General features: G+C 67.2%; 23 protein-coding genes and 1 pseudogene. 19 read left to right on the top strand and 5 right to left on the bottom strand.

All coding sequences use genetic code 11. From position 1 onward, the window contains the following. Positions 1 to 162: 162 nt before the first annotated feature. The 3 genes and pseudogenes from QZM35_RS20620 (at position 163) to QZM35_RS20610 (ending at position 1,894) form a co-directional block, all read left to right on the top strand. The gene (locus tag QZM35_RS20620) at positions 163 to 597 is read left to right on the top strand and encodes a CHRD domain-containing protein (RefSeq protein ID WP_046544429.1); all 435 of its coding nucleotides are present in this window, start codon (positions 163 to 165) and stop codon (positions 595 to 597) included. A gap of 17 nt (positions 598 to 614) precedes the next feature. Beyond that, positions 615 to 794, top strand: a pseudogene (locus tag QZM35_RS20615) (zinc ribbon domain-containing protein); the annotation flags it as partial. Between the two features lie 137 nt (positions 795 to 931). Continuing rightward, entirely contained in the window at positions 932 to 1,894 is a 963-nt protein-coding gene (locus QZM35_RS20610) for an alpha/beta hydrolase (protein ID WP_089426319.1), read from the top strand. Here the strand turns inward: QZM35_RS20610 and QZM35_RS20605 are convergent. After that, positions 1,864 to 2,706: an EcsC family protein gene (locus QZM35_RS20605; protein WP_046544431.1), complete on the bottom strand. Its 843-nt coding sequence runs from the start codon at positions 2,704 to 2,706 to the stop codon at positions 1,864 to 1,866. The two genes, QZM35_RS20610 and QZM35_RS20605, sit on opposite strands and share 31 nt — an antisense overlap. A 107-nt stretch (positions 2,707 to 2,813) precedes the next feature. On the opposite strand from QZM35_RS20605, the gene QZM35_RS20600 reads away from it, so the two are divergent. Further along, positions 2,814 to 4,409, top strand: coding sequence for an MDR family MFS transporter (locus QZM35_RS20600; RefSeq protein ID WP_089426317.1), 1,596 nt, complete (start codon positions 2,814 to 2,816; stop codon positions 4,407 to 4,409). A gap of 26 nt (positions 4,410 to 4,435) precedes the next feature. Further along, positions 4,436 to 4,882, top strand: coding sequence for a MarR family winged helix-turn-helix transcriptional regulator (locus QZM35_RS20595; protein ID WP_039360135.1), 447 nt, complete (start codon positions 4,436 to 4,438; stop codon positions 4,880 to 4,882). Positions 4,883 to 4,961: 79 nt separating this feature from the next. Here QZM35_RS20595 and QZM35_RS20590 read toward each other — a convergent pair whose 3' ends face one another. Together QZM35_RS20590 and QZM35_RS20585 are read right to left on the bottom strand one after the other, a co-directional pair. Beyond that, entirely contained in the window at positions 4,962 to 5,543 is a 582-nt protein-coding gene (locus QZM35_RS20590; protein ID WP_021161332.1) for a DJ-1/PfpI family protein, read from the bottom strand. Between the two features lie 166 nt (positions 5,544 to 5,709). Further along, positions 5,710 to 6,990 (bottom strand): amino acid deaminase, encoded by a 1,281-nt coding sequence (locus QZM35_RS20585; RefSeq protein WP_089431679.1) that lies wholly within the window; start codon positions 6,988 to 6,990, stop codon positions 5,710 to 5,712. A 132-nt stretch (positions 6,991 to 7,122) separates the two neighbouring features. On the opposite strand from QZM35_RS20585, the gene QZM35_RS20580 reads away from it, so the two are divergent. From QZM35_RS20580 to QZM35_RS20565, 4 genes are all read left to right on the top strand, one after another. Next, complete coding sequence (locus QZM35_RS20580) at positions 7,123 to 8,061, top strand: MurR/RpiR family transcriptional regulator (protein ID WP_089426315.1); 939 nt, start codon at positions 7,123 to 7,125, stop codon at positions 8,059 to 8,061. A 2-nt stretch (positions 8,062 to 8,063) separates the two neighbouring features. Next, positions 8,064 to 9,545: an amidohydrolase family protein gene (locus tag QZM35_RS20575; protein ID WP_301776696.1), complete on the top strand. Its 1,482-nt coding sequence runs from the start codon at positions 8,064 to 8,066 to the stop codon at positions 9,543 to 9,545. Between the two features lie 76 nt (positions 9,546 to 9,621). Further along, positions 9,622 to 10,008, top strand: coding sequence for a RidA family protein (locus tag QZM35_RS20570; protein ID WP_011353171.1), 387 nt, complete (start codon positions 9,622 to 9,624; stop codon positions 10,006 to 10,008). Between the two features lie 176 nt (positions 10,009 to 10,184). Next, positions 10,185 to 10,604 carry a VOC family protein gene (locus QZM35_RS20565; protein ID WP_089431888.1) on the top strand — a complete coding sequence of 140 codons (420 nt, stop codon included), beginning with the start codon at positions 10,185 to 10,187 and terminating at the stop codon, positions 10,602 to 10,604. A gap of 124 nt (positions 10,605 to 10,728) precedes the next feature. Here the strand turns inward: QZM35_RS20565 and queF are convergent, their stop codons facing one another. Both queF and ilvA read right to left on the bottom strand, forming a co-directional pair. Continuing rightward, positions 10,729 to 11,553 (bottom strand): NADPH-dependent 7-cyano-7-deazaguanine reductase QueF, encoded by an 825-nt coding sequence (queF, locus tag QZM35_RS20560; protein WP_301776695.1) that lies wholly within the window; start codon positions 11,551 to 11,553, stop codon positions 10,729 to 10,731. A gap of 11 nt (positions 11,554 to 11,564) precedes the next feature. Beyond that, positions 11,565 to 13,088 carry a threonine ammonia-lyase, biosynthetic gene (gene ilvA / locus QZM35_RS20555; protein WP_089426311.1) on the bottom strand — a complete coding sequence of 508 codons (1,524 nt, stop codon included), beginning with the start codon at positions 13,086 to 13,088 and terminating at the stop codon, positions 11,565 to 11,567. A 575-nt stretch (positions 13,089 to 13,663) separates the two neighbouring features. Between ilvA and QZM35_RS20550 the strand changes: the two genes are divergently transcribed. The 10 genes from QZM35_RS20550 (at position 13,664) to QZM35_RS20505 (ending at position 24,678) form a co-directional block, all read left to right on the top strand. Next, positions 13,664 to 17,698: a DUF3683 domain-containing protein gene (locus QZM35_RS20550; protein WP_089426309.1), complete on the top strand. Its 4,035-nt coding sequence runs from the start codon at positions 13,664 to 13,666 to the stop codon at positions 17,696 to 17,698. An 85-nt stretch (positions 17,699 to 17,783) separates the two neighbouring features. Further along, positions 17,784 to 18,227 carry an HIT family protein gene (locus tag QZM35_RS20545; protein ID WP_089426308.1) on the top strand — a complete coding sequence of 148 codons (444 nt, stop codon included), beginning with the start codon at positions 17,784 to 17,786 and terminating at the stop codon, positions 18,225 to 18,227. After that, entirely contained in the window at positions 18,224 to 18,637 is a 414-nt protein-coding gene (locus tag QZM35_RS20540) for a gamma-butyrobetaine hydroxylase-like domain-containing protein (RefSeq protein ID WP_089426307.1), read from the top strand. Before QZM35_RS20545 ends, QZM35_RS20540 begins: the two co-directional genes overlap by 4 nt. Before the next feature lie 53 nt (positions 18,638 to 18,690). Beyond that, on the top strand, positions 18,691 to 19,422 hold the full coding sequence (ubiE, locus tag QZM35_RS20535) for a bifunctional demethylmenaquinone methyltransferase/2-methoxy-6-polyprenyl-1,4-benzoquinol methylase UbiE (protein ID WP_039360112.1): 732 nt from the start codon (positions 18,691 to 18,693) through the stop codon (positions 19,420 to 19,422). A 41-nt stretch (positions 19,423 to 19,463) separates the two neighbouring features. Continuing rightward, a complete protein-coding gene (locus QZM35_RS20530) occupies positions 19,464 to 20,498 on the top strand; it encodes a Tim44 domain-containing protein (protein WP_071335064.1) in 1,035 nt (344 codons plus the stop codon). 163 nt (positions 20,499 to 20,661) lie between these two features. Next, complete coding sequence (locus QZM35_RS20525; protein ID WP_069248831.1) at positions 20,662 to 21,288, top strand: SCP2 domain-containing protein; 627 nt, start codon at positions 20,662 to 20,664, stop codon at positions 21,286 to 21,288. Positions 21,289 to 21,301: 13 nt separating this feature from the next. Next, entirely contained in the window at positions 21,302 to 22,879 is a 1,578-nt protein-coding gene (gene ubiB / locus QZM35_RS20520) for a ubiquinone biosynthesis regulatory protein kinase UbiB (RefSeq protein WP_301776694.1), read from the top strand. A gap of 17 nt (positions 22,880 to 22,896) precedes the next feature. After that, positions 22,897 to 23,523 (top strand): SAM-dependent methyltransferase, encoded by a 627-nt coding sequence (locus QZM35_RS20515; protein ID WP_301776693.1) that lies wholly within the window; start codon positions 22,897 to 22,899, stop codon positions 23,521 to 23,523. 95 nt (positions 23,524 to 23,618) lie between these two features. Then, the gene (locus QZM35_RS20510) at positions 23,619 to 23,966 is read left to right on the top strand and encodes an FmdB family zinc ribbon protein (RefSeq protein ID WP_089426304.1); all 348 of its coding nucleotides are present in this window, start codon (positions 23,619 to 23,621) and stop codon (positions 23,964 to 23,966) included. Between the two features lie 61 nt (positions 23,967 to 24,027). Beyond that, on the top strand, positions 24,028 to 24,678 hold the full coding sequence (locus QZM35_RS20505; protein ID WP_069248829.1) for a DUF502 domain-containing protein: 651 nt from the start codon (positions 24,028 to 24,030) through the stop codon (positions 24,676 to 24,678). Positions 24,679 to 24,686: the final 8 nt, after the last annotated feature.

Raw genomic sequence — 24,686 nt, 5'->3', positions numbered from 1 at the left:
ATGCAGACTGACGCGCCGTGCGCCGCGCGAGCGGGCCGGCCGGGTGCGGTGCGGCGATTCGCTGCATGGCCGTTCGGTCGACTCCCGGACCGGCGGCGATCGACTACCATCCTATCTGGCGCCCCCGCTCGGGCGGCGTACAACGTCGTACAAGGAGAGTCCATGCTCAAGCTGCGTTTGCTCCAGGTCGCGTTACTTGCGGGCGTGCTGGCCGCCGGCAGCGCCGCCGCCGAAACGGTGCGCCTGTCCGCCAATCTCCAGCCGTCGAGTGAAGTGCCGCCCACGGCGACCAAGGGCTCGGGCGACGTCGAGGCCACCTACGACACGGCCACGCACATGCTGCAGTGGAAGGTCACTTACGAACACCTCACGGGGCCGGCCACCGCCGCGCACTTCCACGGGCCGGCGCCGGTCGGCCAGAACGCGGGCGTGCAGGTGCCGATTCCGAAGGAGGAGCTGGCGAGCCCGATCAAGGGCTCGAAGGAACTCACCGACGCGCAGGTCACCGACCTGATGGGCGGCAAGTGGTACTTCAACGTCCATACGAAGGAGCACCCGGCCGGCGAGATCCGCGGCCAGGTGATGCCGGCGAACTGAGTGCCGGCGTTTGATCCGTGAGCGCCGGAAACCGGCAGACGCAGGCGGCATTCCGCTGTGTCGGGTGCGGGCATGAGGGCCATGCCGATGTGGTTGGTGCGATCAACATACTGGCGCGGGGGCACCGCGTTGCAGCCTGTGGAGAGCCGGTGCAGTCGGGCAGCTCCGTGAAGCAGGAACCCGCCGAGGCGATCTGAGACAAGCATCATCGTTTCAAACGCGGTAGGAATCCCGAGCCTTCAGGCGCGGGAGGATGTCAAGTAGAGGCACCTGTCGAGCGGTGCGGGAGCGATCGCACGTACCATCGTCACACTGTGATTACGGAGTGCGTCCGATGAGTTGGCAAAGCAAGTTCGCCTGCTGGCTGCTGCGCTGGCAGTTTCGTCCCGAGACCACGCGTGAGGTACTCGATCCCGCTCGCGCACGGCGCTTTACCGACTTGAGAATGTATGTGCCGCGCCGTGCGCCGTCGGGCTACCGGCTGCGCCAGTGCCATGGCCCGGGCGACGCGCCGCTGCGCGGCGAATGGCTCGAACGCACCGACTCGGTGGCGGGCCGCGGGCCCGGCCGCACGTTGCTGTACTTCCATGGCGGCGGCTATTACTTCTGTTCGACGAAGACCCACCGTCCGCTCGTGTTCGGCCTGACGAAGCGCGCGGGCGTGCGCTCGTTCTCGCTCGACTACCGGCTGGCGCCCGAGCACCGCTTCCCGGCCGCGCTCGACGATGCGCTGGCCGCGTACCGGCAACTGCTGGCGCTCGGCACGCCGCCCGAGTCGATCGTGCTCGGCGGCGATTCGGCGGGCGGCGGCCTCGCGCTCGCGACGCTCGTCGCGCTGCGCGACCGCGGCGAGCCGCTGCCGGCCGGCGCGATCCTGTTCTCGCCGTGGACCGACCTGGCCGCCACCGGCGCGACGCTGCGCACGAACGACGGCGCCGATCCGATGTTCGCGGGCGCGGCGCTGCCGAAGGCCGCGAAGCTGTATCTGGGCGACGAGCCGGGCACGAATCCGTACGCGTCGCCGCTCTATGCGGATTTCGCGGGCCTGCCGCCGCTGTATATCCAGGTCGGCAGCACCGAGGTGCTGCTCGACGATTCCCGCCGCGTCGCCGAGAAGGCCAAGGCGGCCGGGGTCGCGGTGGAGATCGAGGTGTGGCCCGACATGCCGCACGTGTGGCAGCTGTACGCGCCGATGGTGCCGGAAGCGCGTGACGCGCTCGACCGCGCGGCCGCGTTCCTGCGCCGCGTCGCGGTCGAGCGTGCGGTTCAGCGTGCCGGCGAGGCGTCGATCGCCTGATAGGCGGCCTTGACGGCCACCGAGCCGTACTTGCGCTCGAGCCGGCGCACGGTGAAGTGGCCGTGCGCCATCTGCTGGAAGTGGTCGATGAACAGCGTATTGACGGTCGCGCCGAGCACGGCGCCGATCGCCGGAATCGACTTCGCGGCCATTTGCTCGGTCACCTGCACCGAGAAGCGCGACGCCACCGTCTGCACGAGCTTGAACACGGCCGCCGAGCTGTGCGCGGCGATACCCTTCGTCGTGATGTCGGACGACGCCTTCGAAATCGCCTGCGCGAGCGCGCCGCGCAGCACGAAATAGCCGAGATCGGCGTCCTCTTCCTGCTTGTCCGGGTTGCCGCCCATGCCTAGCACGGCCAGGCATTGCAGCTGCGTGTCGACCGAGCCCAGGTCTTCACCCTCGCTGCGCGCGATGTCGCACACCGAGCGGAAGATCAGCGTCGTCGTCACCGGCAGCTCGACCGGCAGCGCGAGAAAGCCGAACGCGCCGCCCGCCGCGCCGGTCGTCGCCACCGCGAGCTTGTGCAGCAGGTTGCTCGGCTTGTCGGGTTCGGCGTCCGGCCCAGGCGGCTTGCCGAGCGTGCGCAGCGCGATGTTCAGGCACTTGCGCAGCGCGAGCTGCGTCGCGTCGTTGATCTTGCCGGTCGCAAAATCCGGCAGCCGGGCGATCATTTTCTCGACCGGCGCGCCGAGCATGCCCGTCAGCTTCATCGTCAGCGACGGGCTTTCCAGCACCTGCTTCGCGCGCCACAGCGCGTCCCGATCCTCCTGGGACAGCGTTGTCGCGGGGGTGATTGAAATCGGTTCCATCTTTCTCCTTGGCGGTCTGGTTCAGTTTGACCGTTGCCAGCCTAGATTACTCCGGCGTGCTAGAATTTTGAGATTATTTGACTCGTCAAAAGTTGCGCCGACAAAAAATGGCCGTCCATACTGCCGCCCACCATTCGAGCGGGCAAGTCCTGCCGTTCCGCGAATCGCTGCTGGCGATGATCGGGATCTCATTTGTCACCATGCTGGTCGCGCTCGACCAGACCGTCGTCGGCACCGCGTTGCCGACCATCGTCGCCGAGCTTCGCGGTTTCGACCTGTACGCGTGGGTCGCGACCTCGTACCTGCTCAGTTCCGTGATCACGGTGCCGATCTTCGGCCGGCTCGGCGATTATTACGGCCGCAAGCCGTTCGTCATCGCGTCGATCGTCGTGTTCACCGGCGCGTCCGTGCTGTGCGGGATGGCGAACGACATGCTGATGCTCGTGCTCGCGCGCGGGCTGCAGGGGATCGGCGGCGGGATGCTGGTCGGCACCGCGTTCGCGTGCATTCCCGACCTGTTCCCCGATTCCGTCGTGCGCCTGCGCTGGCAAGTGCTGATGAGCTCCGCGTTCGGCATCGCGAACGCGGTCGGCCCGTCGCTCGGCGGCGTGCTGACCCAGTCGTTCGGCTGGCGCTCGGTGTTCTACGTGAACCTGCCGGTCGGGCTGCTGTCGCTGCTGTTCGTGTGGCGCTACCTGCCGCACCTGCGCCACGTCGAGCACGATCGCAAGATGCGGCTCGACTGGCCGGGCGCGCTGCTGATCGCGCTGTCGCTCGGCGCGCTGCAGCTGTTCGTCGAATGGCTGCCGAAGTACGGCGTCGCGAGCTGGGCGTCGCTGCTGCTCGTCGTCGCGGTCGCGGCCGGTTTCGGCCTGTGGCACTGGGAGAAGCGTTGCGCGCAGCCGATCTTGCCGTTCGACATGTTCGGCAACCGCGCGCTGTCGGCACTCTTCGTGCTGGCGATCCTCGCCGGTTTCTCGATGTTCTCGCTGCTGTTTTACGCGCCGCTGCTGTTCCAGGGCGGGTTCGGGATGTCGCCGAAGGAGGCGGGGCTCGTGATCACGCCGCTCGTCGTGTTCATCACGATCGGCAGCATCATGAACGGCCGGGTCGTCACGCGCATCCGCAACCCGAACGCGATGCTGCACGTCGGCTTCGTGCTGTTCGCGATCACCTGCGCGGGCATCGTCGTGTCGACCCACACGACGCCGAAGTGGCTGCTGATGGCGCTGATGGTCGCGGGCGGCATCGGGCTCGGCTTCGTGCTGCCGAACCTCACCGTCTTCGCGCAGCAGACGGCCGGCCGCGAGCATCTCGGCATCGCGACGGCGTTGCTGCAGTCGCTGCGGATGGTTGGCGGGATGGTCGGCACCGCGCTCACCGGCACGCTCGTCAACCAGATGTATTCGAGCGGCGTGCGCAATGCGCTGTCGGCCGACCAGGCGATGCAATGGCATGCGCGGCTCGCCGATCCGCAGATCCTGATCGATCGCGCTGCGCAGGGTGGTCTCGTCGCGGAGCTGACGCGCGCCGGGCATAATGGCGCGCTGCTGCTGGAAGCGGCCCGCGAATCGCTCGTCGGCGCGATTCACCTGGGCGTCGCGATGGCGGCGGTCGTCGCCGTGGTGTCGGTGTGGCAGTGCCGCCGCGTGCCGCCGATCGCGCTGCGGCACAAGATCGAACCGCATGTCGCGGCCGACTGAACGATTGAACGAGTAGAACTGAGCGCATGGAAGAACAGGACCGCGTCGCGATCTTGCAGCAATTCGGACGCACGTATCGCGCGTTCATGACCGCGTTCGAGGCGCACGTCGGGCAACCGATGCCGCGCTGGCGCATCATGGTCGCGTTGCACACGATGGGCGGCCATTCGTCGCAGAAGAAGCTCGTCGAAGTGCTGCGCGTCGATCCGGGCGCGCTCACGCGCCAGTTGAAGTCGCTCGACGCGCTCGGCTGGATCCAGCGTGAATCCGACGCACGCGACAATCGCGTGACCAACGTGACGCTGACGGACGACGGCCGCGCCGCGTTCGACGCATGCCTGCCGCGCCGCAAGGCGTTCCTCGAACAGACGATGGCGCAATTGCCGGACGACGTGCTGAATGCGCTGTCGGGCGCGCTGGCGATGCTGGAGTCGCGGATCGCGGACGTCGGCTCGACGCCGGCGGCGCGCTGAAGCGCGGGCAGGGCGGCGCGCATCCGCCGCCGGCCCGGCCCTTCATCTCATCTCAATTCACTGTCGGTCAGAAGCGGGTTCAAAGCTCGATGCGCGTGCCCAGCAGCGCGAGGAACTGCGCGAGCCAGGCCGGATGCGCGGGCCACGCGGGCGCGGTGACGAACGGCGCATCGGTCACGGCCGCATCGACCGGGATATCCGCGTATTCGCCGCCTGCGAGCTTCACCTCGGGCGCGCAGGCCGGGTAGGCCGAGATGCGCTTGCCGCGGATCACGTCGGCGGCCGCGAGCAGTTGCGCCGCGTGGCAGATCGCCGCGATCGGCTTGCCGGCTTCGGCGAACTCGCGCACGAGCGAGATCACCTTCGGATCGAGTCGCAGGTATTCGGGCGCGCGGCCGCCCGCGATCGCGAGCGCGTCGTAGCGCGATGCATCGACGTCGTCGAACGCCGCGTTCAGCGTGAACTGGTGGCCGGGCTTCTCGGTGTAGGTCTGGTCGCCCTCGAAATCGTGGATCGCGGTCTTGATCTTGTCGCCCGCGCGCTTGCCCGGGCAGACTGCATCGACGTGGTGGCCGACGGCCTGCAGCGCCTGGAACGGCACCATCGTTTCGTAGTCTTCGGCGAAATCGCCGGTCAGGAACAGGATCTTCTTCGCGGCCATGGCTTTCTCCAGTGGAGCTGCGTTGAGGGCCCGCGCGACAGGCAAGTGCCACGCCCGCGTGGGGCCCCGAGGACGAGAGCGCAGTGTACTCCGGCCGCTTGAAGCGCGCGTGACGGCCGCCCCGCGCGAGCGGCGGGGCGGTGGTGCACGTTGTGCGCGACGGGCGTCAGAAGAAGGTTTCGACGACTTCCGTTACGCTGAACTGCGGATCGAGCACGAGCACCTGGCGCCACTTGTCGAACGTCAGGCACGGGTGCGAGATGTCGAACGCGACCATGTCGCCCACTTTCACGTCTGCGCCCGGCGGGATCTGCAGGTACGCGTGCTGGTCCATCATCCCGGTGACGGCCCAGCCTTCGGTGGCGGCGACGTCGCGCGGCGCGGTGTCGCGGCCCGGGCGGAAGTGGCGCGCCGGCTCCGGCAGCCCCGCGTCGAACGCCGCGTCGCGCTTGCCGAGCGCGACGATCGCGCGGTCCGCCTCCGGCACCGACTGCACGTAGGCCCACAGCTGCAGCGCGGGCAGCAGCCCTTCGCCCATCGTGCGTGCGATCGGGTTGCGCGCGAACACGTCGGTCTGCGCCTTCTTGTAGATGCCGACGTCGTGCGTCAGGTAGCAGCCCGGACGCAGCACGACTTCCGCGAAGCCGGCGTTCGACGCCTTCGCGAATTCCTCCGCGACCACGTCGTACCACGCCGAACCGGCGCCCGACAGGATTGCCGGCGTACGCGCGAAGCGGCCTGCTTCGGCGAGCTCGCGCGTGAGCGCGACCGCTTCCTGCAGGAACGTGCGGATCTCGCCTTCTTCCTTCAGCACACCTTCATAGAGTTCGATCCCGGCCAGCTTCAGCGTGTCCGGATAGTGCGCGATCGCGGCGAGCACGGCCTCGCGTTGCGCGGCGTCGCGCACGCCCGCGCGGCCGCCCGGCACGCCGAGCTCGAGCAGCACGTTCAGCGGCTTCTTCAGCGCACCGAAGAAGCGGCCGAGCTGGTCGACGCTCTCCGCCGAATCGACGAGACAGAAGAATTCGAAGTCGGGATCGGACAGCAGCCCGGCGATGATCGTCATGTTCTGGCGGCCGACCAGCTGGTTCGCGAGCAGCACGCGCCGCACGCCGCCGTGATACGCGGCCTGCGTCTGGTGCGCGGTCGCGAGCGTGATACCCCACGCGCCGGCGTCGAGCTGGCGGCGGAACAGTTGCGGCGCCATCGTCGTCTTGCCGTGCGGCGCAAACTTGACGCCGTACTTCTGCACGAAGGCCTGCATCCAGTTCAGGTTGTGTTCGATGCGGTCCTCGTAAAGCACGGCGGCCGGCAGGCTGACGTCTTCCGCCAGCAGGTTCCACTCGAGACGGCCTGCTTCGCCGAGCGGCACGCTCGCGCTGGGCAGATTGCCGAGGCCCTTGCCGAACGGATCGATCGTCGCTTCCTGATAGTTTGTAACTTTCATGTCATCCCGCTCCATCATCACTATGCATTGCACTGAAGTTGACACGCCGATGGTACAGAAAGTAGCATCGGCGCGGTGATGTTATTTAGTAACATCGAGCTTCGCACCCTCGAGCTTCGCCCCTTTTTGCAGATGAATACGCCTGCCACCCCGTCCACCCCGCTCGCACCCGAGCTTCATCCGGCGCCGGCCGCTCCGCCGGTGCTCGACATCGTCGCGCGGATCGCCGAATGTGCGCCCGAGCTGCGCGAAGCCGAGCGCAAGGTCGCCGCGTTCATCCTCGCCGACCTGGCGCGCGCCGCGCATGCCAGCATCGGCGCGCTGGCACGCGACGCGGAGGTCAGCGTCGCGACGGTCACGCGTTTCGCGAAGGCGGTCGGCTGCCGCGACGTGCGCGAGCTGAAGGTGCTGGTCGCGCAGGCGGCGGCCGTCGGCCAGCGCTTTCTGGTGCCGTCCGACGACGCGCCGGCCGACGATACGAGCCCCGCGTCGATGGTCTACGACGAGATCCGCGTGGCGCTCGCGCACAACCATCAGTTGCTGCGCAACACGTCGTTCGAGGCAGCCGCCGACCTGCTCGCCGCCGCGAAGATGACTTATGTGTACGGGCAGGGCGGCGGCTCGACCGCGCTCGCCGACGAGTTGCGCTTCCGGCTGGTGCGCTTCGGCCGTCCGGTCGCGAGCTACCAGGACAGCGTGCTGCAGCGGATGGTGGCCGCGACGCTGTCGCGCGACACCGTCGTCGTCGCGCTGTCGGTGAGCGGCCGCGTGCCCGAGCTGCTCGAGAGCTGCCGGCTCGCGAAGCGCTACGGCGCGAAGCTGATCGCGATCACCGCGCCGGCGTCGCCGCTCGCGAAGCTGGCCGACCACCTGATTCCGGTCGTCGCGTTCGAAACCGATTTCATTTACAAGCCGTCGACATCGCGCTACGCGATGATGATGGCGATCGACGTGCTCGTCACCGGAGTCGCATTGCGGCTCGGCGATGCGGGCCGAGAATCGCTGCGTCGCATCAAGCACGCGCTCGATGCGCATCGCGGCGGCGGAGACCGTCAACCGGTAGGAGACTGACCATGCATTCGCATCCCGAAGCCGCCGATACGCTGATCGTCGGCGCGCAGCTTTACGACGGTACCGGCGCGCCGCCCGTCACGCGCGACGTCGCGATCCGCAACGGCCTGATCGCGGCGATCGGCAACCTGTCGAACTGGCTGGCCGAGAATGTCGTCGATGCGAACGGCCGCGCGCTCGCGCCGGGCTTCGTCGACGTGCACACGCACGACGACACGCACGTGATCCGCGCACCGGAGATGATCCCGAAGATCTCGCAGGGCGTGACGACCGTGATCGTCGGCAACTGCGGGATCAGCGCGTCGCCGGTGACGCTCGCGGGCGATCCGCCCGATCCGATGAACCTGCTCGGCGAGCGCGGTGCGTTCCAGTACCCGACCTTCGCCGACTACGTCGCGGCCGTGAACGGCGCGCGTCCGGCCGTAAACGTCGCGGCGCTCGTCGGCCACACGGCGCTGCGCAACAACCAGATGGACCGCCTCGACCGCGCGGCGACCGACGGCGAGATCGCCGGCATGCGCGCGCAGCTCGAGGAGGCGCTCGCGAACGGCGCGCTCGGCCTGTCGTCGGGCCTCGCGTACGGCTCCGCGTTCGCGGCGCCGGCCGAAGAGGTGATGGCGCTCGCCGAGCCGCTCGCGAATGCGGGCGCGCTGTACACCACGCACATGCGCACCGAGTTCGACGCGATCCTCGATGCGATGGAAGAGGCGTACCAGGTCGGCCGCCACGCGCGCGTGCCGGTCGTGATCTCGCACCTGAAGTGCGCGGGCCCGTCGAACTGGGGGCGCAGCACCGAGGTGCTCGCATCGCTCGAAGGCGCGCGCCGCTACCAGCCGGTCGGCTGCGACTGCTATCCGTACAGCCGCAGCTCGTCGACGCTCGACCTGAAGCAGGTGACGGGCGACATCGACATCACGATCACGTGGTCGGAGCCGCACCCGGAAGTGGCGGGCAAGCTGCTGAAGGCGATCGCGGCCGAGTGGGGCGTGACCGAGCAGGAAGCCGCGCAGCGCATCCGCCCGGCGGGCGCGGTGTACCACAACATGTCCGAGGACGACGTGCGCCGGATCCTGTCGCATCCCGCGACGATGGTCGGCTCCGACGGCCTGCCGAACGATCCGCTGCCGCACCCGCGGCTGTGGGGCGCGTTCCCGCGCGTGCTCGGCCATTACGTGCGCGACACGAACCTGCTGCCGCTCGAGGAAGCGATCCGCAAGATGACGTCGCTGTCCGCGCGCCGCTACGGGATTGCGCGGCGCGGCGAGGTGCACGTGGGTTACCACGCGGATCTCGTGCTGTTCGACCCGGCGCTCGTGATCGACGCCGCGACGTTCGAGAAGCCGCAGCAGCCCGCGCACGGGATCGACGCCGTGTGGGTGAACGGCGTGCTCACTTATGAAAACGGCCAGCCGACCGGCGAGCGCGCCGGCGGCTTCGTCGCGCGCGGCGAGCGCGTGCCGGCGAGTGCCGACGCCGCGTTCTGAACGCGGCGGTTGTTCCGATCTGCCGCGCGCGCCATCGTCGGTGCGCGCATCCGTAACCGAAACAAGGAGTGAAACGATGAAGCGATATGGCGTAGGCGAAGCGAAGGGCACCGGCGGCCAGGTGATGCCGTTCGCACGCGCGGTCGAGGCCGACGGCTGGCTGTACGTGTCGGGCCAGACGCCGATGGTGAACGGCGAGGTCGTCGAAGGCGGCATCGTCACGCAGTCGAAGCAGACGATCGAGAACGTGATCGCGATCCTGAAGGAAGCCGGCTACGGCCTCGAGCACGTCGTGCGCTGCGGCGTGTGGCTCGACGACGCGCGCGATTTCGCGTCGTTCAACAAGGTGTTCATCTCGTACTTCGGCGAGCATCCGCCGGCACGCGCGTGCGTGCAGTCGAGCATGGTCATCGACTGCAAGGTGGAAGTCGACTGCATCGCGTACAAGGCGCCGGCGAAGTAACGCGGCCACGGCGAGCCGCTACGCAACGGGCCCGGCGCATTTACATGCGCCGGGCCCGTTTTTTTTATGTGCGGGGCACTGCTCGACCGGTCGGCGGTGTTCCCGAGGCCGCAATCGTCGCAACACATCCCGACCGTTCATGTAAGGTGCCGCATGAGCATACGGGGAGGATGTGCATGGAATGGGCTGCGCTGGTGCCGGAGCTGATTTGCTCGGACCTTGCCGGGAGCATTCGCTTCTATTGCGACGTGCTCGGATTCCGGATTCGCTTCGAGCGTCCGGAAGACGGGTTCGCCTATCTCGAGCTCGGGGGCGCTCAGCTGATGCTCGAGCAGCACAGCCCGGAGGGCTGGTTGACCGGCCCGCTGGAGCCGCCGTTCGGGCGCGGGATCAATTTTCAGATCGAGGTCGATGCACTCGATCCGATCCTCGAGAGGATTCGCGCCGCGGGCGTGACGCTGTTCGTCGAGCCGCGCACGTCCTGGTATCGGGAGGGCGAGATCGAGCATGGCCAGGTCGAGATGCTGGTGCAGGATCCCGACGGCTATCTGTTGCGCCTGGTGGAGCTTCTTCCGGAGCGGCCGGTGAAAGGTTGACCGTGGGCCGGCCGCGTTTCTCCGCGCAATGAAAAACAGCCCGGCCGGTTGAACCCGGTCGGGCTGTTTCATCAGGGGATACCGCCGTGCGTTGCCAACTGCGAACCGCGGCCACCCGCCGCCGTTACTGCCGCGCGTTGCGCGCGTTGTCCGGCATCGGCTGGTTGTAGTTGGTGCGGAACGGATTGATGTCGAGCCCGCCGCGGCGCGTATAGCGCGCATATACCGCGAGCTTCACCGGTTTGCATGCGTGCAGGATGTCGAGGAAGATCCGCTCGACGCACTGCTCGTGAAAGCCCGTGTGATTGCGGAACGAGATGATGTAGCGCAGCAGGCCCGCGTGGTCGATCTGCGGCCCGACATAGTGGATCTGCACGCTGCCCCAGTCGGGCTGGCCGGTGACCGGGCAGTTCGAGCGCAGCAGGTCGGATACGAGCGTCTCCTCGACCGGCGCTTCGTCTTCAGCGGCCGACAGCAGCGACGGATCGGGTTCGTACACGTCGGTGTCGAGGTCGAGCCGGTCGAGCGACAGCCCGTCGAGTTCGTCCATTTCGAGCTTGCCGAAATCGTGCGGCGATACGAGTTGCACGGAGACGGTCGCGCCGCACGCGGCCGAGACGTCGCGCTTCAGCGTGTCGCGCACCGCGTCGATCGAGTCGAATTTGGTTTGCGCGAACGAGCCGAGATACAGCTTGAACGACTTCGACTCGACGATGTTCGCCGATTCGGCCGGCACGTAGAAAGTCGCCACCGCGATCTGCGGCTTGCCGCGCGCGTTGAGCCACGACAGCTCGTAGGCGTTCCAGATGTCGGTGCCGAAGAACGGCAGCGCCGACGTGATGCCGAGCTGCTCGCGCGCGCCGGCGCGCGGGATCGGGAACAGCAGCGACGCGTCGTACTGGGCGGCGTAGACGGTGGCCTTGCCGAGCGGGGAATGTTCGGGATTCATGCGTGACGCCTTTACGACAGAAAGAGGCGGTAAGCCGGGTTGGCGCTCTCCTCGACATACGGATAGCCGAGTGCCGCGAGGAAGCGTTCGAATTCGGCGCGATCGGCCTGCGGCACCTGCAGCCCGACGAGGATCGAGCTGTAGTCCGCGCCCTGGTTGCGGTAGTGGAACAGGCTGATGTTCCAGTCCGGCGCCATCGACGACAGGAACTTCATCAGCGCGCCCGGGCGCTCCGGGAATTCGAAGCGGAACAGGCGCTCGTCGAGCGCGAGCGGCGAGCGGCCGCCCACCATGTAGCGGATGTGTTCCTTCGACAGCTCGTCGTGCGTCAGGTCGACGCTCTTGAAGCCATGCGACTCGAAGTTCGCGGCGATCTCGGCCGATTCGCCGCGACGCTTGATCTGCACGCCGACGAAGATGTGCGCGGCCTGCGCATCGGCGATCCGGTAGTTGAACTCGGTGACGTTGCGGTCGCCGACGAGCGAGCAGAAGCGCTTGAAGCTGCCGCGCTCCTCGGGGATCGTGACCGCGAACACGGCTTCGCGCGCTTCACCCACTTCCGCGCGCTCGGCCACGAAGCGCATCCGGTCGAAGTTCATGTTCGCGCCGGACGTGACCGCGACGAGCGTCTGGTTCTCGATGCCTTCGCGCTCCGCGTAGAGCTTCGCGCCCGCGACCGCGAGCGCGCCGGACGGCTCGAGCACGCTGCGCGTATCCTGAAAGACGTCCTTGATCGCTGCGCACAGTGCGTCGGTGTTCACCGTCACGACGCCGTCGAGGTATTCGCTGCAGAGCCGGAAGGTTTCCTCGCCGACCAGCTTCACGGCGGTGCCGTCCGCGAACAGGCCGACCTCGCTCAGCTCGACGCGCTTGCCGGCTTCCAGCGACTGCGCCATCGCGCACGAATCCTCGGCCTGCACGCCGATCACCTTGATCTCCGGGCGCACCGCCTTCACGTAGGCCGCGACGCCGGACGCGAGCCCGCCGCCGCCGATCGGCACGAAGATCGCGTGGATCGGGCCCTGGTGCTGGCGCAGGATTTCCATCGCGATCGTGCCCTGGCCTGCGATCACGTACGGATCGTCGAACGGGTGGACGAACGTGAGGCCGCGCTCTTCCTGCACCTTGACCGCGTGTGCATACGCGTCGCTGTACGACTCGCCGGCCTGGATCACCTCGACGCTCGGGCCGCCGTGCGCACGCACCGCATCGACCTTCACCTGCGGCGTCGTGACGGGCACGACGATCACGGCCTTGACGCCCATCCGCGCCGCCGAGAACGCCACACCCTGCGCGTGGTTGCCGGCCGACGCCGTAATCACGCCGCGCGCGAGCGCTTCCGACGGAATGTGCGCCATCTTGTTGTACGCGCCGCGCAGCTTGAACGAGAACACCGGCTGGTTGTCCTCGCGCTTCAGGTAGACGGCGTTGCGCAGGCGGGCCGACAGGTTGCGGGCGGATTCGAGTTCCGTCTCGATCGCGACGTCGTAGACGCGCGCGGTGAGGATTTTCTTCAGGTAATCGTGGGATGCCATGGGCGCTCGCGTGCAGTGCGGAAAGCAGACGGTAAAGGATCAATGATAGCGCCAAGGGTCTGCCTGCATGCAAGCGGCGTGCCGAGCCGGTGCTCGCGGGGCCGTGCGGGCGGGGCGTCGGCGGGCGCGCGCTGCCTTTTTTACCGGCTTAACCGCACGGTTACCGACCGGACGGACGGCGAATGATCGCGCGAAATCGCGCCGAGCCAGGCCTGGCGCGGCTCGCGGGGATAGCCCCACGACCTGTCCGACGTGTCACGCGTGGCCCGATCATGGGTTAGAATTCCGTTTTGAATCAAGGATCGGAAGATGCAGAGGCACCCTCGGATCGCACCGTTGAAGCCGACGCCGCGCGCAGCCAGCCCCGCGGCCGAACGGCATGCGCGCCGCGCGCGATCGTGCTGATCGTTCCGAGTGCCGCCAGGCCCTGTCGCCGGCCAGGAGGGGCGAGTCGCCCGCTCCGGCCCCATGAAGGACAGCCGCGCGCCTGGTAACAGAACAGATTTCCCCAAGATTGCGCCCACGCGCTTGCCGACGCCCGTGCACGGTGTATCGGCCCTCCGAGTCGTCCGAACATGAACGCACCACAAGTTTTCGATCCGCATGGCGCGGCCGCCGCCGTCGCCGCCGACCCCGCGCCCCGTTTGCGCGAGATTCCCTACAACTACACGTCCTTCTCGGATCGCGAGATCGTGATCCGCCTGCTCGGCGAAGAGGCGTGGTCGGTGCTCGACGAACTGCGCGCCGAGCGCCGTACGGGCCGCTCGGCACGGATGCTGTATGAAGTGCTCGGCGACATCTGGGTCGTGCGCCGCAACCCGTACCTGCAGGACGACCTGCTCGACAACCCGAAGCGCCGCGCGCTGCTGATCGAGGCGCTGAACCACCGCCTCACCGAAATCGGCAAGCGCCGCAGCGCGGATCTCACCGAGCACCGCGACGACGCGGGCCGCGAGCGCGCATCGCGCGTCGAGATGCTCGAAACCGCCGCGCAGCGTGCGGTCAACGAGTTCGCCGACGAATTCGAGAAGATGGCCGACCTGCGCCGCCGCGCGACCAAGGCGCTCGGCCGCTGCACGCAGAAGGACAACATTCGTTTCGACGGGCTGTCGCGCGTGTCGCACGTGACCGACGCGACCGACTGGCGTGTCGAATACCCGTTCGTCGTGCTGACCCCCGATAGCGAAGCCGAGATCGCCGGCCTGATCAAGGCCTGCTTCGAGCTCGGCCTGACCGTGATCCCGCGCGGCGGCGGCACTGGCTACACGGGCGGCGCGGTGCCGCTCACGCCGTTCTCCGCCGTCATCAACACCGAAAAGCTCGAACAGCTCGGCGCGGTCGAGCTGACCGAGCTGCCGGGCGTCGCGCACAAGGTGCCGACGATCTTCTCCGGCGCGGGCGTCGTCACGCGCCGCGTGACCGAGGCGGCGGAAGCGGCCGGCTACGTGTTCGCGGTCGATCCCACCTCACTCGACGCATCGTGCATCGGCGGCAACGTCGCGATGAACGCGGGCGGCAAGAAGGCCGTGCTGTGGGGCACCGCGCTCGACAACCTGGCCTGGTGGCGGATGGTCGACCCGGACGGCAACTGGCTCGAAGTCACGCGCCACGAGCACAACCAGGGCAAGATCCACGACATCGCGGTCGCGCGTTTCGAGCTGAAGTGGTTCGACGGCGCCTACGCGCCGGGCGAGAAGCTGCTGCGCACCGAAATGCTCGAGATCGAAGGGCGCCGGTTCCGCAAGGAAGGGCTCGGCAAGGACGTGACCGACAAGTTCCTCGCCGGCCTGCCGGGCGTGCAGAAGGAAGGCTGCGACGGGCTCATCACGTCCGCGCGCTGGGTGCTGCACAAGATGCCCGCGCACACGCGCACCGTCTGCCTCGAATTCTTCGGCCAGGCGCGCGAGGCGATCCCGAGTATCGTCGAGATCAAGGATTACCTGTTCGAAACGTCGAAGCAGGGCGGCGCGATCCTCGCGGGCCTCGAGCACCTCGACGAGCGCTACCTGCGCGCGGTCGGCTATGCGACCAAGAGCAAGCGCAATGCCTTCCCCAAGATGGTGCTGATCGGCGACATCGTCGGCGACGATGCCGATGCGGTCGCGCACGCCACGTCCGAAGTGATCCGGATGGCGAACGGCAAGAGCGGCGAAGGCTTCGTCGCGGTCAGCGCGGAGGCGCGCAAGCGCTTCTGGCTCGACCGCAGCCGCACGGCCGCGATCGCGAAGCACACGAACGCGTTCAAGATCAACGAAGACGTCGTGATCCCGCTGAACCGGATGGGCGAGTACACCGACGGCATCGAGCGGATCAACATCGAGCTGTCGCTGAAGAACAAGCTGCAGCTCGTCGACGCGCTGGAAGCGTTTTTCCGTGCCGGCAACCTGCCGCTCGGCAAGACCGACGATGCGAACGAGATCCCGAGCGCCGAACTGCTCGAGGACCGGGTCCAGCAGGCGCTGGAGCTGCTCAAGCGCGTGCGGGCACGCTGGGAATTCGTGCGCGACCGGCTCGACCAGCCGCTGCGCGAGGCGCAGCATTACCTCGTGCAGCTCGGCTACGAGGCGCTTGCCGAGAAGTTCGCCGATCGCGCGGACGATCAGCCGGGCGCGACCGTGTTCCACATCACGCAGGACCGCACGGTCCGCATCTCGTGGAAGCAGGAAATCCGTGCAGAGCTGCGCGCGATCTTCAACGGCGGCGCGTTCAAGCAGATCCTCGACGAGGCGCAGGCGATCCACAAGCAGGTGCTGCGCGGCCGCGTGTTCGTCGCGCTGCACATGCACGCGGGCGACGGCAACGTCCACACCAACCTGCCGGTCAACTCCGACAACTACGAGATGCTGCAGGACGCCCACGCGGCGGTTGCACGCATCATGACGCTCGCGCGTTCGCTCGACGGCGTGATTTCCGGCGAGCACGGCATCGGCATCACGAAGCTCGAGTTCCTGACCGACGACGAGATCGCCGAATTCCGCGCGTACAAGCAGCGCGTCGACCCGAACGGCCGCTTCAACAAGGGCAAGCTGCTCGAAGGCGCCGATCTGCGCAACGCCTATACGCCGAGCTTCGGGCTGATGGGGTACGAGTCGCTGATCATGAAGCAGTCCGACATCGGCGCGATCGCCGATTCGGTGAAGGACTGCCTGCGCTGCGGCAAGTGCAAGCCGGTGTGCGCGACGCACGTGCCACGCGCGAACCTGCTGTACAGCCCGCGCAACAAGATCCTCGCAACCTCGCTGCTGGTCGAGGCGTTCCTGTACGAGGAGCAGACGCGCCGCGGCGTGTCGATCAAGCACTGGGACGAGTTCAACGACGTGGCCGACCACTGCACGGTGTGCCACAAGTGCGCGACGCCGTGCCCGGTGAAGATCGACTTCGGCGACGTCACGATGAACATGCGCAACCTGTTGCGCAAGATGGGCAAGAAGAAGTTCAACGCCGGCAATGCGGCGGGCATGTTCTTCCTGAACGCGACCAACCCGCAGACGATCAACGTCGCGCGCAGCGTGATGATGGGCGCCGGCTACAAGGTGCAGCGCTTCGCGAACGACATGCTGAAGAAGGTCGTGACGAAGCAGACGCAGCACCCGCCGGCGACGGTCGGCAAGCCGCCCGTGGTCGAGCAGGTGATCCACTTCGTCAACAAGAAGATGCCGGGCAACCTGCCGAAGAAGACGGCGCGCGCGCTGCTCGACATCGAGGACAACAAGATCGTGCCGATCATCCGCAACCCGAAGTCGACCACGGTCGATTCGGAAGCGGTGTTCTACTTCCCGGGCTGCGGCTCCGAGCGCCTGTTCTCGCAGGTCGGCCTCGCCACGCAGGCGATGCTGTGGGAAGCCGGCGTTCAGACGGTGTTGCCGCCGGGCTACCTGTGCTGCGGCTATCCGCAGCGCGGCTCGGGCCAGTACGACAAGGCCGAGAAGATCGTCACCGACAACCGCGTGCTGTTCCACCGGGTCGCGAACACGCTGAACTACCTCGACATCAAGACGGTGGTCGTGTCGTGCGGCACCTGCTATGACCAGCTCGCCGGCTACGAATTCGACAAGATCTTCCCGGGCTGCCGGATCATCGACATCCACGAGTTCCTGCTCGAGAAGGGGATGAAGCTCGATGGCGTGACGGGCACGCGCTACATGTATCACGACCCGTGCCACACGCCGATCAAGACGATGGACCCGGTGAAGCTCGTCAACGAGCTGATGGGCGCCGAGAAGGACGGCTACAAGATCGAGAAGAACGATCGCTGCTGCGGCGAATCGGGCACGCTCGCGGTCACGCGCCCGGACATTTCGACGCAGGTCCGCTTCCGCAAGGAAGAGGAGATCCGCAAGGGGGCCGCGAAGCTGCGCAGCATCCCGGTCGTGGCCGGCAACGCGCCCGGGTCGGCTGCAGCGGCCGCCGCGGCCGCGAACGGCCCGGACGTGAAGATCCTGACGAGCTGCCCGTCGTGCCTGCAGGGCCTGTCGCGCTACAGCGAGGACGCGAACCTCGAAGCCGACTACATCGTGGTCGAAATCGCGCGCCAGGTGCTCGGCGAGAACTGGATGGCCGATTATGTCGCACGTGCGAACAATGGCGGGATCGAGCGCGTGCTGGTCTAATGCGGGCATGACGACCGCCCGACCGGGCCAGGAATGAGCGGGCGCCGGCGCGGCAATGCCGGCGCCCGTCCACATGGGAGCGACGATGGAATGCGTGTTTTGCCGTGAAGACGGCGGCGAGGTGCTCTGGCAGGACGATGCGGTGCGTGTCGTCCTCGCGACGGGCGAGCACGACTACCCGGGCTTCTGCCGGGTGATCTGGGGCGCGCACGTGGCCGAATTCTCCGATCTCGGCGAACCGGAGCGGGCACATCTGATGCGCGTGGTCTATGCGGTCGAGCGGGCCGTGCGCCGCGTGATGCAGCCGAACAAGGTGAATCTCGCGAGCCTCGGCAACATGGTGCCGCACGTGCATTGGCACGTGATCCCGCGCTTTTCCAACGACGCACACTTCCCGCAGCCCGTATGGGCGCCGCGCCAGCGCAGCGTGTCCGAGGCGCTGCTGCGCTCGCGCGCAGCGCAGGCCTCGCTGCTGCACAATGCGGTGCGCGAGGAAATTCAACGCATGACCGATTCGAGGCAGCCATGAGCGGTTTGACTTCCACGACGCCGATTCCGTCCGGCGTCGTCGTGCACGCGGTATCGCGCGTGCTCGAATTGCAGTACCCGAACGGCGACAGTTTCCGGATTCCGTTCGAGCTGATGCGCGTGTATTCGCCGTCGGCCGAGGTGCGCGGCCACGGGCCCGGCCAGGAGACGCTGCAGACGGGCAAGCGCGAAGTGACGATCACCGCGCTCGAGGGCGTCGGCCACTACGCGCTGCAGCCGACGTTCTCCGACGGCCATTCGACCGGCATCTACTCGTGGGACCTGCTGTACGAGCTGGCCACGCAGCAAGACGCGCTGTGGCGCGACTATTTCGACAAACTGAAGGCGGCGGGCGTCGAGCGCGATGCCCCGATGCCGGCGGCGAATGCGTCGCACGGCCACTGCCACTGAAATTCGACGGCGCCCGCTCGGCGCCGTCTTGCCATTTACTGAGGATCAACGCGATGAGCAAAACCCACTTCGGCTTCGAAAGCGTCGAGGAAAACGAAAAAGCGAAGAAAGTGGCGGGTGTGTTCCATTCGGTCGCGAGCAACTACGATCTGATGAACGACCTGATGTCGGCGGGCATGCACCGCGCGTGGAAGGCGTTCACGATCGCGCAGGCGAACGTGCGCCCCGGCTTCAAGGTGCTCGACTTGGCGGCCGGCACCGGCGACCTGACCCGGTCGTTCGCGAAGGCGGCCGGGCCCACCGGCGAGGTCTGGCATACGGACATCAACGAATCGATGCTGCGCGTCGGCCGCGACCGGCTGCTCGACAAGGGCATCGTGACGCCGTCGCTGCTGTGCGACGCGGAGAAAATTCCCTTTCCGGACAACTACTTCGATGTGGTCACGGTCGCGTTCGGGCTGCGTAACATGACGCACAAGGATGCCGCGCTGGCGGAGATGCGCCGCGTGACGAAGCCCGGCGGCCGCGTGATGGTGCTGGAGTTCTCGAAAGTCTGGGATCCGCTGAAAAAAGCGTACGATCTGTATTCTTTCAAAGTATTACCGTGGCTTGGCGACAAGTTCGCGAAAGATGCTGAAAGTTACCGGTATCTTGCCGAATCTATTCGGATGCACCCCGATCAGGACACGCTGAAGACGATGATGGAACAAGCAGGCCTCGATGCCGTCAAATATTACAATTTGTCAGGTGGCGTGGTAGCTTTACACATGGGAGCCAAGTATTAAGGGGCTCTTTCCATACATTTGTCTTACATCTGGAGAAACTGATGTTCGAATCGCGTTCGTTGTTCAACCGTAGCAAGCCGTCGAAGCCGTGGGCTCGACGGGTCGGCACGCTGCTGATGGTCGGCCTGCTCACGGCCGGCACGTTCGCATCGCTCGACGCCGAAGCCAAGCGCATGGGCGGCGGGCGCAGCATCGGCCGCCAGAACTCCACGGTCACGCAGCGCCAGGCCACGCCGCCCGCGCAGCAACCGATGCAGCAGGCCGCGCCGTCGCAGGCGCAGCGGGCGAATCCGGCCGCGCCCGCGCCGGCCGCACAGCCCAACCGCTCGCGCTGGCTCGGGCCGATCGCCGGCCTCGCGGCTGGTCTCGGTATCGCGGCGCTGCTGTCGCACTTCGGCCTGGGCGGCGCATTCGCGAGCATGATGGCGAACGTCATCGTGATCGCGCTGCTCGCGGCGGTCGGCATCTGGCTGATCCGCAAGTTCATGAACCGCCGTCGTCCGCAGGAGCCGGCCTACTCGGTCGGCGGCTCGGCGTCGTCGTCGGGCGGCTACTCGCAAAGCCCGTCGTTCCAGCAGGGCGGCACCGGCAGCAACTACTCGGGTAGCGGCAGCAGCTACGCGAACGAAGCGCAAGGCGTGTTCGGCGGCGGTGCCGCGGCCACCGGCGCGGCAGCGGCTGCTGCGGCAGCACCGCTCCAGGTGCCGGCCGGCTTCGACACCGAAGCGTTCCTGCGCAGCTCGAAGGTCTATTTCGTGCGCCTGCAGGCCGCGTGGGACCAGGGTAACCTGGCCGACATCCGCGAGTTCACGACGCCGGAAATGTTCGCCGAGATCAAGATCGACCTCGATTCGCGCGGCAACGAGTCGAACCAGACCGACGTCGTGCAGCTCGACGCGGAACTGGTCGCGATCGAGGATCGCGGCATCGAGCAGTCGGCGAGCGTGCGCTTCCACGGCCTGATCCGCGAATCGGCGAATGCATCGGCCGCGCCGTTCGACGAGGTGTGGAACCTGTCGAAGTCGGGCAGTCAGGGCTGGCTGCTCGCGGGCATCCAGCAGATCAACACGCACTGAGCGTGACCGGCGGCCCGCGCCGCCGGCACCCGGGCGACGGCCGCCGCACTGCGACCGCTTGCCGCCCGGGTGTGCGGTCAGGCACGGTCTGCCGACGATCCGACGTTACAATAGAAACCCGCGTAGGCGCCCGGCCTGCGCGGGTTTTTTCTTTCCCAGCCCGATGACCTTTGCCGCCAAGCCTTTTGCTGCTGCTGTCAATCACCTGCTCGCCCGCGAATCGTGGGCGCGCGACCGCCTGATTCCCTATTCGGGCAAGACTGCCCGGATCGACGTGCCCCCGGTGACGCTGACGCTGCTGGTGCAGCCCGACGGCTATCTGTCGGCCGTCGACGCGCACGATGCGCAACAGGTCGACGTGTCGATCGCGCTTGCCGGCGACACGGTCGCCGCGTTCCTGCAGGGCGGCCAGGCGGCCGTGATGAAGCACGTGAAGATCGAGGGCGACGCGGAGTTCGCCACGCAGATCGCGAAGCTGGCCGAGCACCTGCGCTGGGAACCTGAAGAAGATCTCGCGAAGCTGGTCGGCGACGCGGCGGCATACCGGATCGCGACGGTCGTGCGCGACGCCGGCGCGCGCGCGCGCCGCACCGGCCGCAACGTGCTCGATTCCGTCGCCGAATACTGGCTCGACGAGAACCCGCAAGTCGTCCGGCGCGCGTCGCTCGGCGGCTTCGATGCCGAACTGGCGCGCGCACGCGATGCGCTTGCACGGGTCGAAAAGCGGGTCGAGCGACTCGAACAAAAAATCGGCGCGCGCACGGGTTCCGGCCCGCGCGGCGCGCACTGAGGGGCCGCAGGGCATGCGCATTTTCCGTTTCATCAAGATTGTCTATACCGTCATCCGCTTTGGTCTCGAGGAAGTGATGCTGTCCCGGATCGACGACCGGCGCGTGAAGCTGCTGTTGCGGATCACGACGATCGGCCGCCGCTATTCCGATCCGCCCGCCGTGCGGCTGCGTCACGCGCTCGAAAGCCTCGGCCCGATCTTCGTGAAGTTCGGCCAGGTGCTGTCGACGCGCCGCGACCTGCTGTCGGTCGATTTCGCGAATGAACTCGCGAAGCTGCAGGACCAGGTGCCTCCGTTCGATTCGGCGGTCGCGATCGGGATCATCGAGAAGTCGCTCGGTGCGCCGGTCGACGAGCTGTTCGACGAATTCGAGCGCGAGCCGGTCGCGAGCGCGTCGATCGCGCAGGTGCATTTCGCGAAGCTCAAGCAGGGCCAGCACGCGGGCAAGGCCGTCGCCGTCAAGGTGCTGCGCCCGAACATGCTGTCCGTGATCGATTCCGACCTCGCGCTGATGCGCGACATCGCGATCTGGACCGAGCGCATGTGGGCCGACGGCCGGCGCCTGAAGCCGCGCGAGGTCGTCGCCGAATTCGACAAGTATCTGCACGACGAGCTCGACCTGATGCGCGAGGCCGCCAACGGCAGCCAGCTGCGCCGCAACTTCGCGGGCCTCGACCTGCTGCTCGTGCCCGAAATGTTCTGGGATTTCTCGACGTCGCAGGTGCTCGTGATGGAGCGCATGACCGGCGTGCCGATCAGCCAGGTCGAGACGCTGCGTTCGGCCGGCGTCGATATCAAGAAGCTCGCGCGCGAAGGCGTCGAGATCTTCTTCACGCAGGTGTTCCGCGACGGCTTCTTCCACGCGGACATGCACCCGGGCAACATCCAGGTGAGCCTCGATCCGAATACGTTCGGCCGCTACGTCGCGCTCGATTTCGGGATCGTCGGCGCGCTGTCCGATTTCGACAAGAACTACCTCGCGCAGAACTTCCTCGCGTTCTTCAAGCGCGACTACCACCGCGTCGCGACGCTTCACCTCGAGTCGGGCTGGGTGCCGCCCGAAACGCGCGTCGAGGAACTCGAAAGCGCAATCCGCGCGGTATGCGAGCCGTATTTCGACCGCGCGCTGAAGGACATCTCGCTGGGCCAGGTGCTGATGCGGCTGTTCTCGACGTCGCGCCGCTTCAACGTCGAGATCCAGCCGCAGCTCGTGCTGCTGCAGAAGACGATGCTGAACGTCGAGGGCCTCGGCCGTTCGCTCGACCCCGAGCTCGACCTGTGGAAGACCGCGAAGCCGTACCTCGAGCGCTGGATGACCGAGCAGATCGGCCTGCGCGGCTGGTACGAGCGCTTCAAGGTCGAGGCGCCGCAGTGGAGCAAGACGCTGCCGCAACTGCCGCGCCTGATCCATCACGCGATGGCCGCGCGCCATGACGCGCCGCGTGCCGCGAGCGAAGAGCTGATGCGCCAGATCCTCGTCGAGCAGAAGCGGACGAACCGGTTGATGCAGGCGCTGCTGATCTTCGGCCTCGCGGTCGGCGTCGGGGCGCTCGTCGCGCGCGTGCTGCTGGCGCTCGCGTACGGCACATGACCGAAAGGAGCAGGGCGATGTCCGATCCGAAGCAACCCGCTATACCGTCAGCCGCCGATTTCACGACGCGCGATCCCGGCAACCCATCGTTCTGGGACGAGCGTTTCGAGCGTGGCGTGACGCCGTGGGAATTCGGTGGCGTGCCCGAGGGTTTCAGCGTGTTCGCGCATCGGCTCGAGCCGTGCGCGGTGCTGATTCCCGGCTGCGGCAGTGCGCAGGAAGCCGGGTGGCTGGCCGAAGCCGGCTGGCCCGTGCGTGCGATCGATTTCGCCGCGCAGGCGGTGGCGGCCGCGAAGGCGCAGCTCGGCGCGCACGCGGAAGTCGTCGAGCAGGCCGATTTCTTTGCGTACCGGCCGCCGTTCGACGTGCAGTGGGTGTACGAGCGCGCGTTCCTGTGCGCGCTGCCGCCGGCCATGCGTGCCGGCTATGCGGCGCGCATGGCCGAGCTGCTGCCCGTGGACGGATTGCTGGCCGGCTATTTCTTCCTGATGGCGAAACCGAAGGGGCCGCCGTTCGGAATCGAGCGTGCCGAACTCGATGCGCTGCTCACGCCGCACTTCGAACTGATCGAGGATTTGCCCGTGACCGATTCGCTCGCGGTGTTCGAAGGACACGAGCGCTGGCTCACGTGGCGTCGCCGCTGATGCGCGCGTGTCGCGGCCGTTGCCGGAGCGCGGCAGGGTTTCGGCTATAATTCAAGGTTTTGCAAGCCGTTTCCAGTTTCCGCGGGAAAAATATCATGCCGATCTACGCCTATCGATGCGAAGCGTGTGGTTTCGCGAAGGACGTGCTCCAGAAGATGAGCGACGCGCCGCTGTCGCAGTGCCCGGAATGCGGGAAGGATGCATTTCGCAAGCAGGTCACTGCCGCGGGCTTCCAGCTGAAGGGTTCGGGTTGGTATGTCACCGATTTCCGTGGCGGTTCGGGCGGCACCAGCGCACCGGCGACGGCGTCGGGCGATGCAGCCCCGGCTGCATCGACGGAAGCCGCGCCCGCCGCGGCCGCGCCGGCTGCATCGAGCAGTTCCGAAAGCACGACGACGAGCGCGGCGCCCGCCCCGGCTGCAGCGCCCGCCGCCAGCAGTTGACCGTCGCGGCCCGGCCGGGCTGCGACCAACCCGCGCCGCCGGCGCGGTTCATTGACGGCAGATGATGAAAAAGACGACCCTGAAATCGGTGTTTCTGACCGGCCTGCTGGTTCTCGTCCCGCTCGCGATCACGCTGTGGGTGCTTGGTCTCATCATCGGCACGATGGACCAGACGCTGCTCCTGCTGCCCGAATCGTGGCAGCCCGAGCGGATGCTCGGCTTCCATCTGCCGGGGATCGGCGCGGTGCTGACGCTCGCGTTCATCTTCGTCGTCGGGCTGGCCACGCAGAACTTCATCGGCCAGAAGCTCGTCACGTGGTGGAACGCCGTGGTGCGTCACATCCCGGTCGTCGGGCCGATCTACACGAGCGTCAAGCAGGTGTCGGACACGCTGCTGTCGAGCAGCGGCAACGCGTTCCGCAAGGCGCTGCTGATCGAATACCCGCGTCGCGGCTCGTATACGATCGCGTTTCTGACCGGCACGCCGGGCGGCGACGTGCTCAATCATCTGACGGAAGAATACGTGAGCGTCTATATCCCGACGACGCCGAACCCGACGTCGGGCTTCTTCCTGATGCTGCCGAAGAGCGAAGTCATCGAACTCGACATGTCGGTCGATGCCGCGCTCAAGTACATCGTCTCGATGGGCGTGGTGGCGCCCCCGGCGCCGGCTCCGGCGCCTGCACGCCGCCCCGTCGAGCCGCCGCTGTAAGTAAAGAA

This window comes from Burkholderia sp. AU45274, from assembly GCF_030482505.1.
In the GTDB taxonomy this organism is placed as follows: domain Bacteria; phylum Pseudomonadota; class Gammaproteobacteria; order Burkholderiales; family Burkholderiaceae; genus Burkholderia.
The sequence above is the reverse complement of the archived record's forward strand: the minus strand, read 5'-3'. Positions and strand labels throughout refer to the sequence as shown.

Excerpts from the sequence above, each read along its gene's own strand:
- QZM35_RS20620 (WP_046544429.1), top strand. The coding sequence starts at position 163 with ATGCTCAAGCTGCGTTTGCTCCAGGTCGCGTTACTTGCGGGCGTGCTG.
- QZM35_RS20610 (WP_089426319.1), top strand. The coding sequence starts at position 932 with ATGAGTTGGCAAAGCAAGTTCGCCTGCTGGCTGCTGCGCTGGCAGTTT.
- QZM35_RS20605 (WP_046544431.1), bottom strand. The coding sequence starts at position 2,706 with ATGGAACCGATTTCAATCACCCCCGCGACAACGCTGTCCCAGGAGGAT.
- QZM35_RS20600 (WP_089426317.1), top strand. The coding sequence starts at position 2,814 with ATGGCCGTCCATACTGCCGCCCACCATTCGAGCGGGCAAGTCCTGCCG.
- QZM35_RS20595 (WP_039360135.1), top strand. The coding sequence starts at position 4,436 with ATGGAAGAACAGGACCGCGTCGCGATCTTGCAGCAATTCGGACGCACG.
- QZM35_RS20590 (WP_021161332.1), bottom strand. The coding sequence starts at position 5,543 with ATGGCCGCGAAGAAGATCCTGTTCCTGACCGGCGATTTCGCCGAAGAC.
- QZM35_RS20585 (WP_089431679.1), bottom strand. The coding sequence starts at position 6,990 with ATGAAAGTTACAAACTATCAGGAAGCGACGATCGATCCGTTCGGCAAG.
- QZM35_RS20580 (WP_089426315.1), top strand. The coding sequence starts at position 7,123 with ATGAATACGCCTGCCACCCCGTCCACCCCGCTCGCACCCGAGCTTCAT.
- QZM35_RS20575 (WP_301776696.1), top strand. The coding sequence starts at position 8,064 with ATGCATTCGCATCCCGAAGCCGCCGATACGCTGATCGTCGGCGCGCAG.
- QZM35_RS20570 (WP_011353171.1), top strand. The coding sequence starts at position 9,622 with ATGAAGCGATATGGCGTAGGCGAAGCGAAGGGCACCGGCGGCCAGGTG.
- QZM35_RS20565 (WP_089431888.1), top strand. The coding sequence starts at position 10,185 with ATGGAATGGGCTGCGCTGGTGCCGGAGCTGATTTGCTCGGACCTTGCC.
- queF (WP_301776695.1), bottom strand. The coding sequence starts at position 11,553 with ATGAATCCCGAACATTCCCCGCTCGGCAAGGCCACCGTCTACGCCGCC.
- ilvA (WP_089426311.1), bottom strand. The coding sequence starts at position 13,088 with ATGGCATCCCACGATTACCTGAAGAAAATCCTCACCGCGCGCGTCTAC.
- QZM35_RS20550 (WP_089426309.1), top strand. The coding sequence starts at position 13,664 with ATGAACGCACCACAAGTTTTCGATCCGCATGGCGCGGCCGCCGCCGTC.
- QZM35_RS20545 (WP_089426308.1), top strand. The coding sequence starts at position 17,784 with ATGGAATGCGTGTTTTGCCGTGAAGACGGCGGCGAGGTGCTCTGGCAG.
- QZM35_RS20540 (WP_089426307.1), top strand. The coding sequence starts at position 18,224 with ATGAGCGGTTTGACTTCCACGACGCCGATTCCGTCCGGCGTCGTCGTG.
- ubiE (WP_039360112.1), top strand. The coding sequence starts at position 18,691 with ATGAGCAAAACCCACTTCGGCTTCGAAAGCGTCGAGGAAAACGAAAAA.
- QZM35_RS20530 (WP_071335064.1), top strand. The coding sequence starts at position 19,464 with ATGTTCGAATCGCGTTCGTTGTTCAACCGTAGCAAGCCGTCGAAGCCG.
- QZM35_RS20525 (WP_069248831.1), top strand. The coding sequence starts at position 20,662 with ATGACCTTTGCCGCCAAGCCTTTTGCTGCTGCTGTCAATCACCTGCTC.
- ubiB (WP_301776694.1), top strand. The coding sequence starts at position 21,302 with ATGCGCATTTTCCGTTTCATCAAGATTGTCTATACCGTCATCCGCTTT.
- QZM35_RS20515 (WP_301776693.1), top strand. The coding sequence starts at position 22,897 with ATGTCCGATCCGAAGCAACCCGCTATACCGTCAGCCGCCGATTTCACG.
- QZM35_RS20510 (WP_089426304.1), top strand. The coding sequence starts at position 23,619 with ATGCCGATCTACGCCTATCGATGCGAAGCGTGTGGTTTCGCGAAGGAC.
- QZM35_RS20505 (WP_069248829.1), top strand. The coding sequence starts at position 24,028 with ATGATGAAAAAGACGACCCTGAAATCGGTGTTTCTGACCGGCCTGCTG.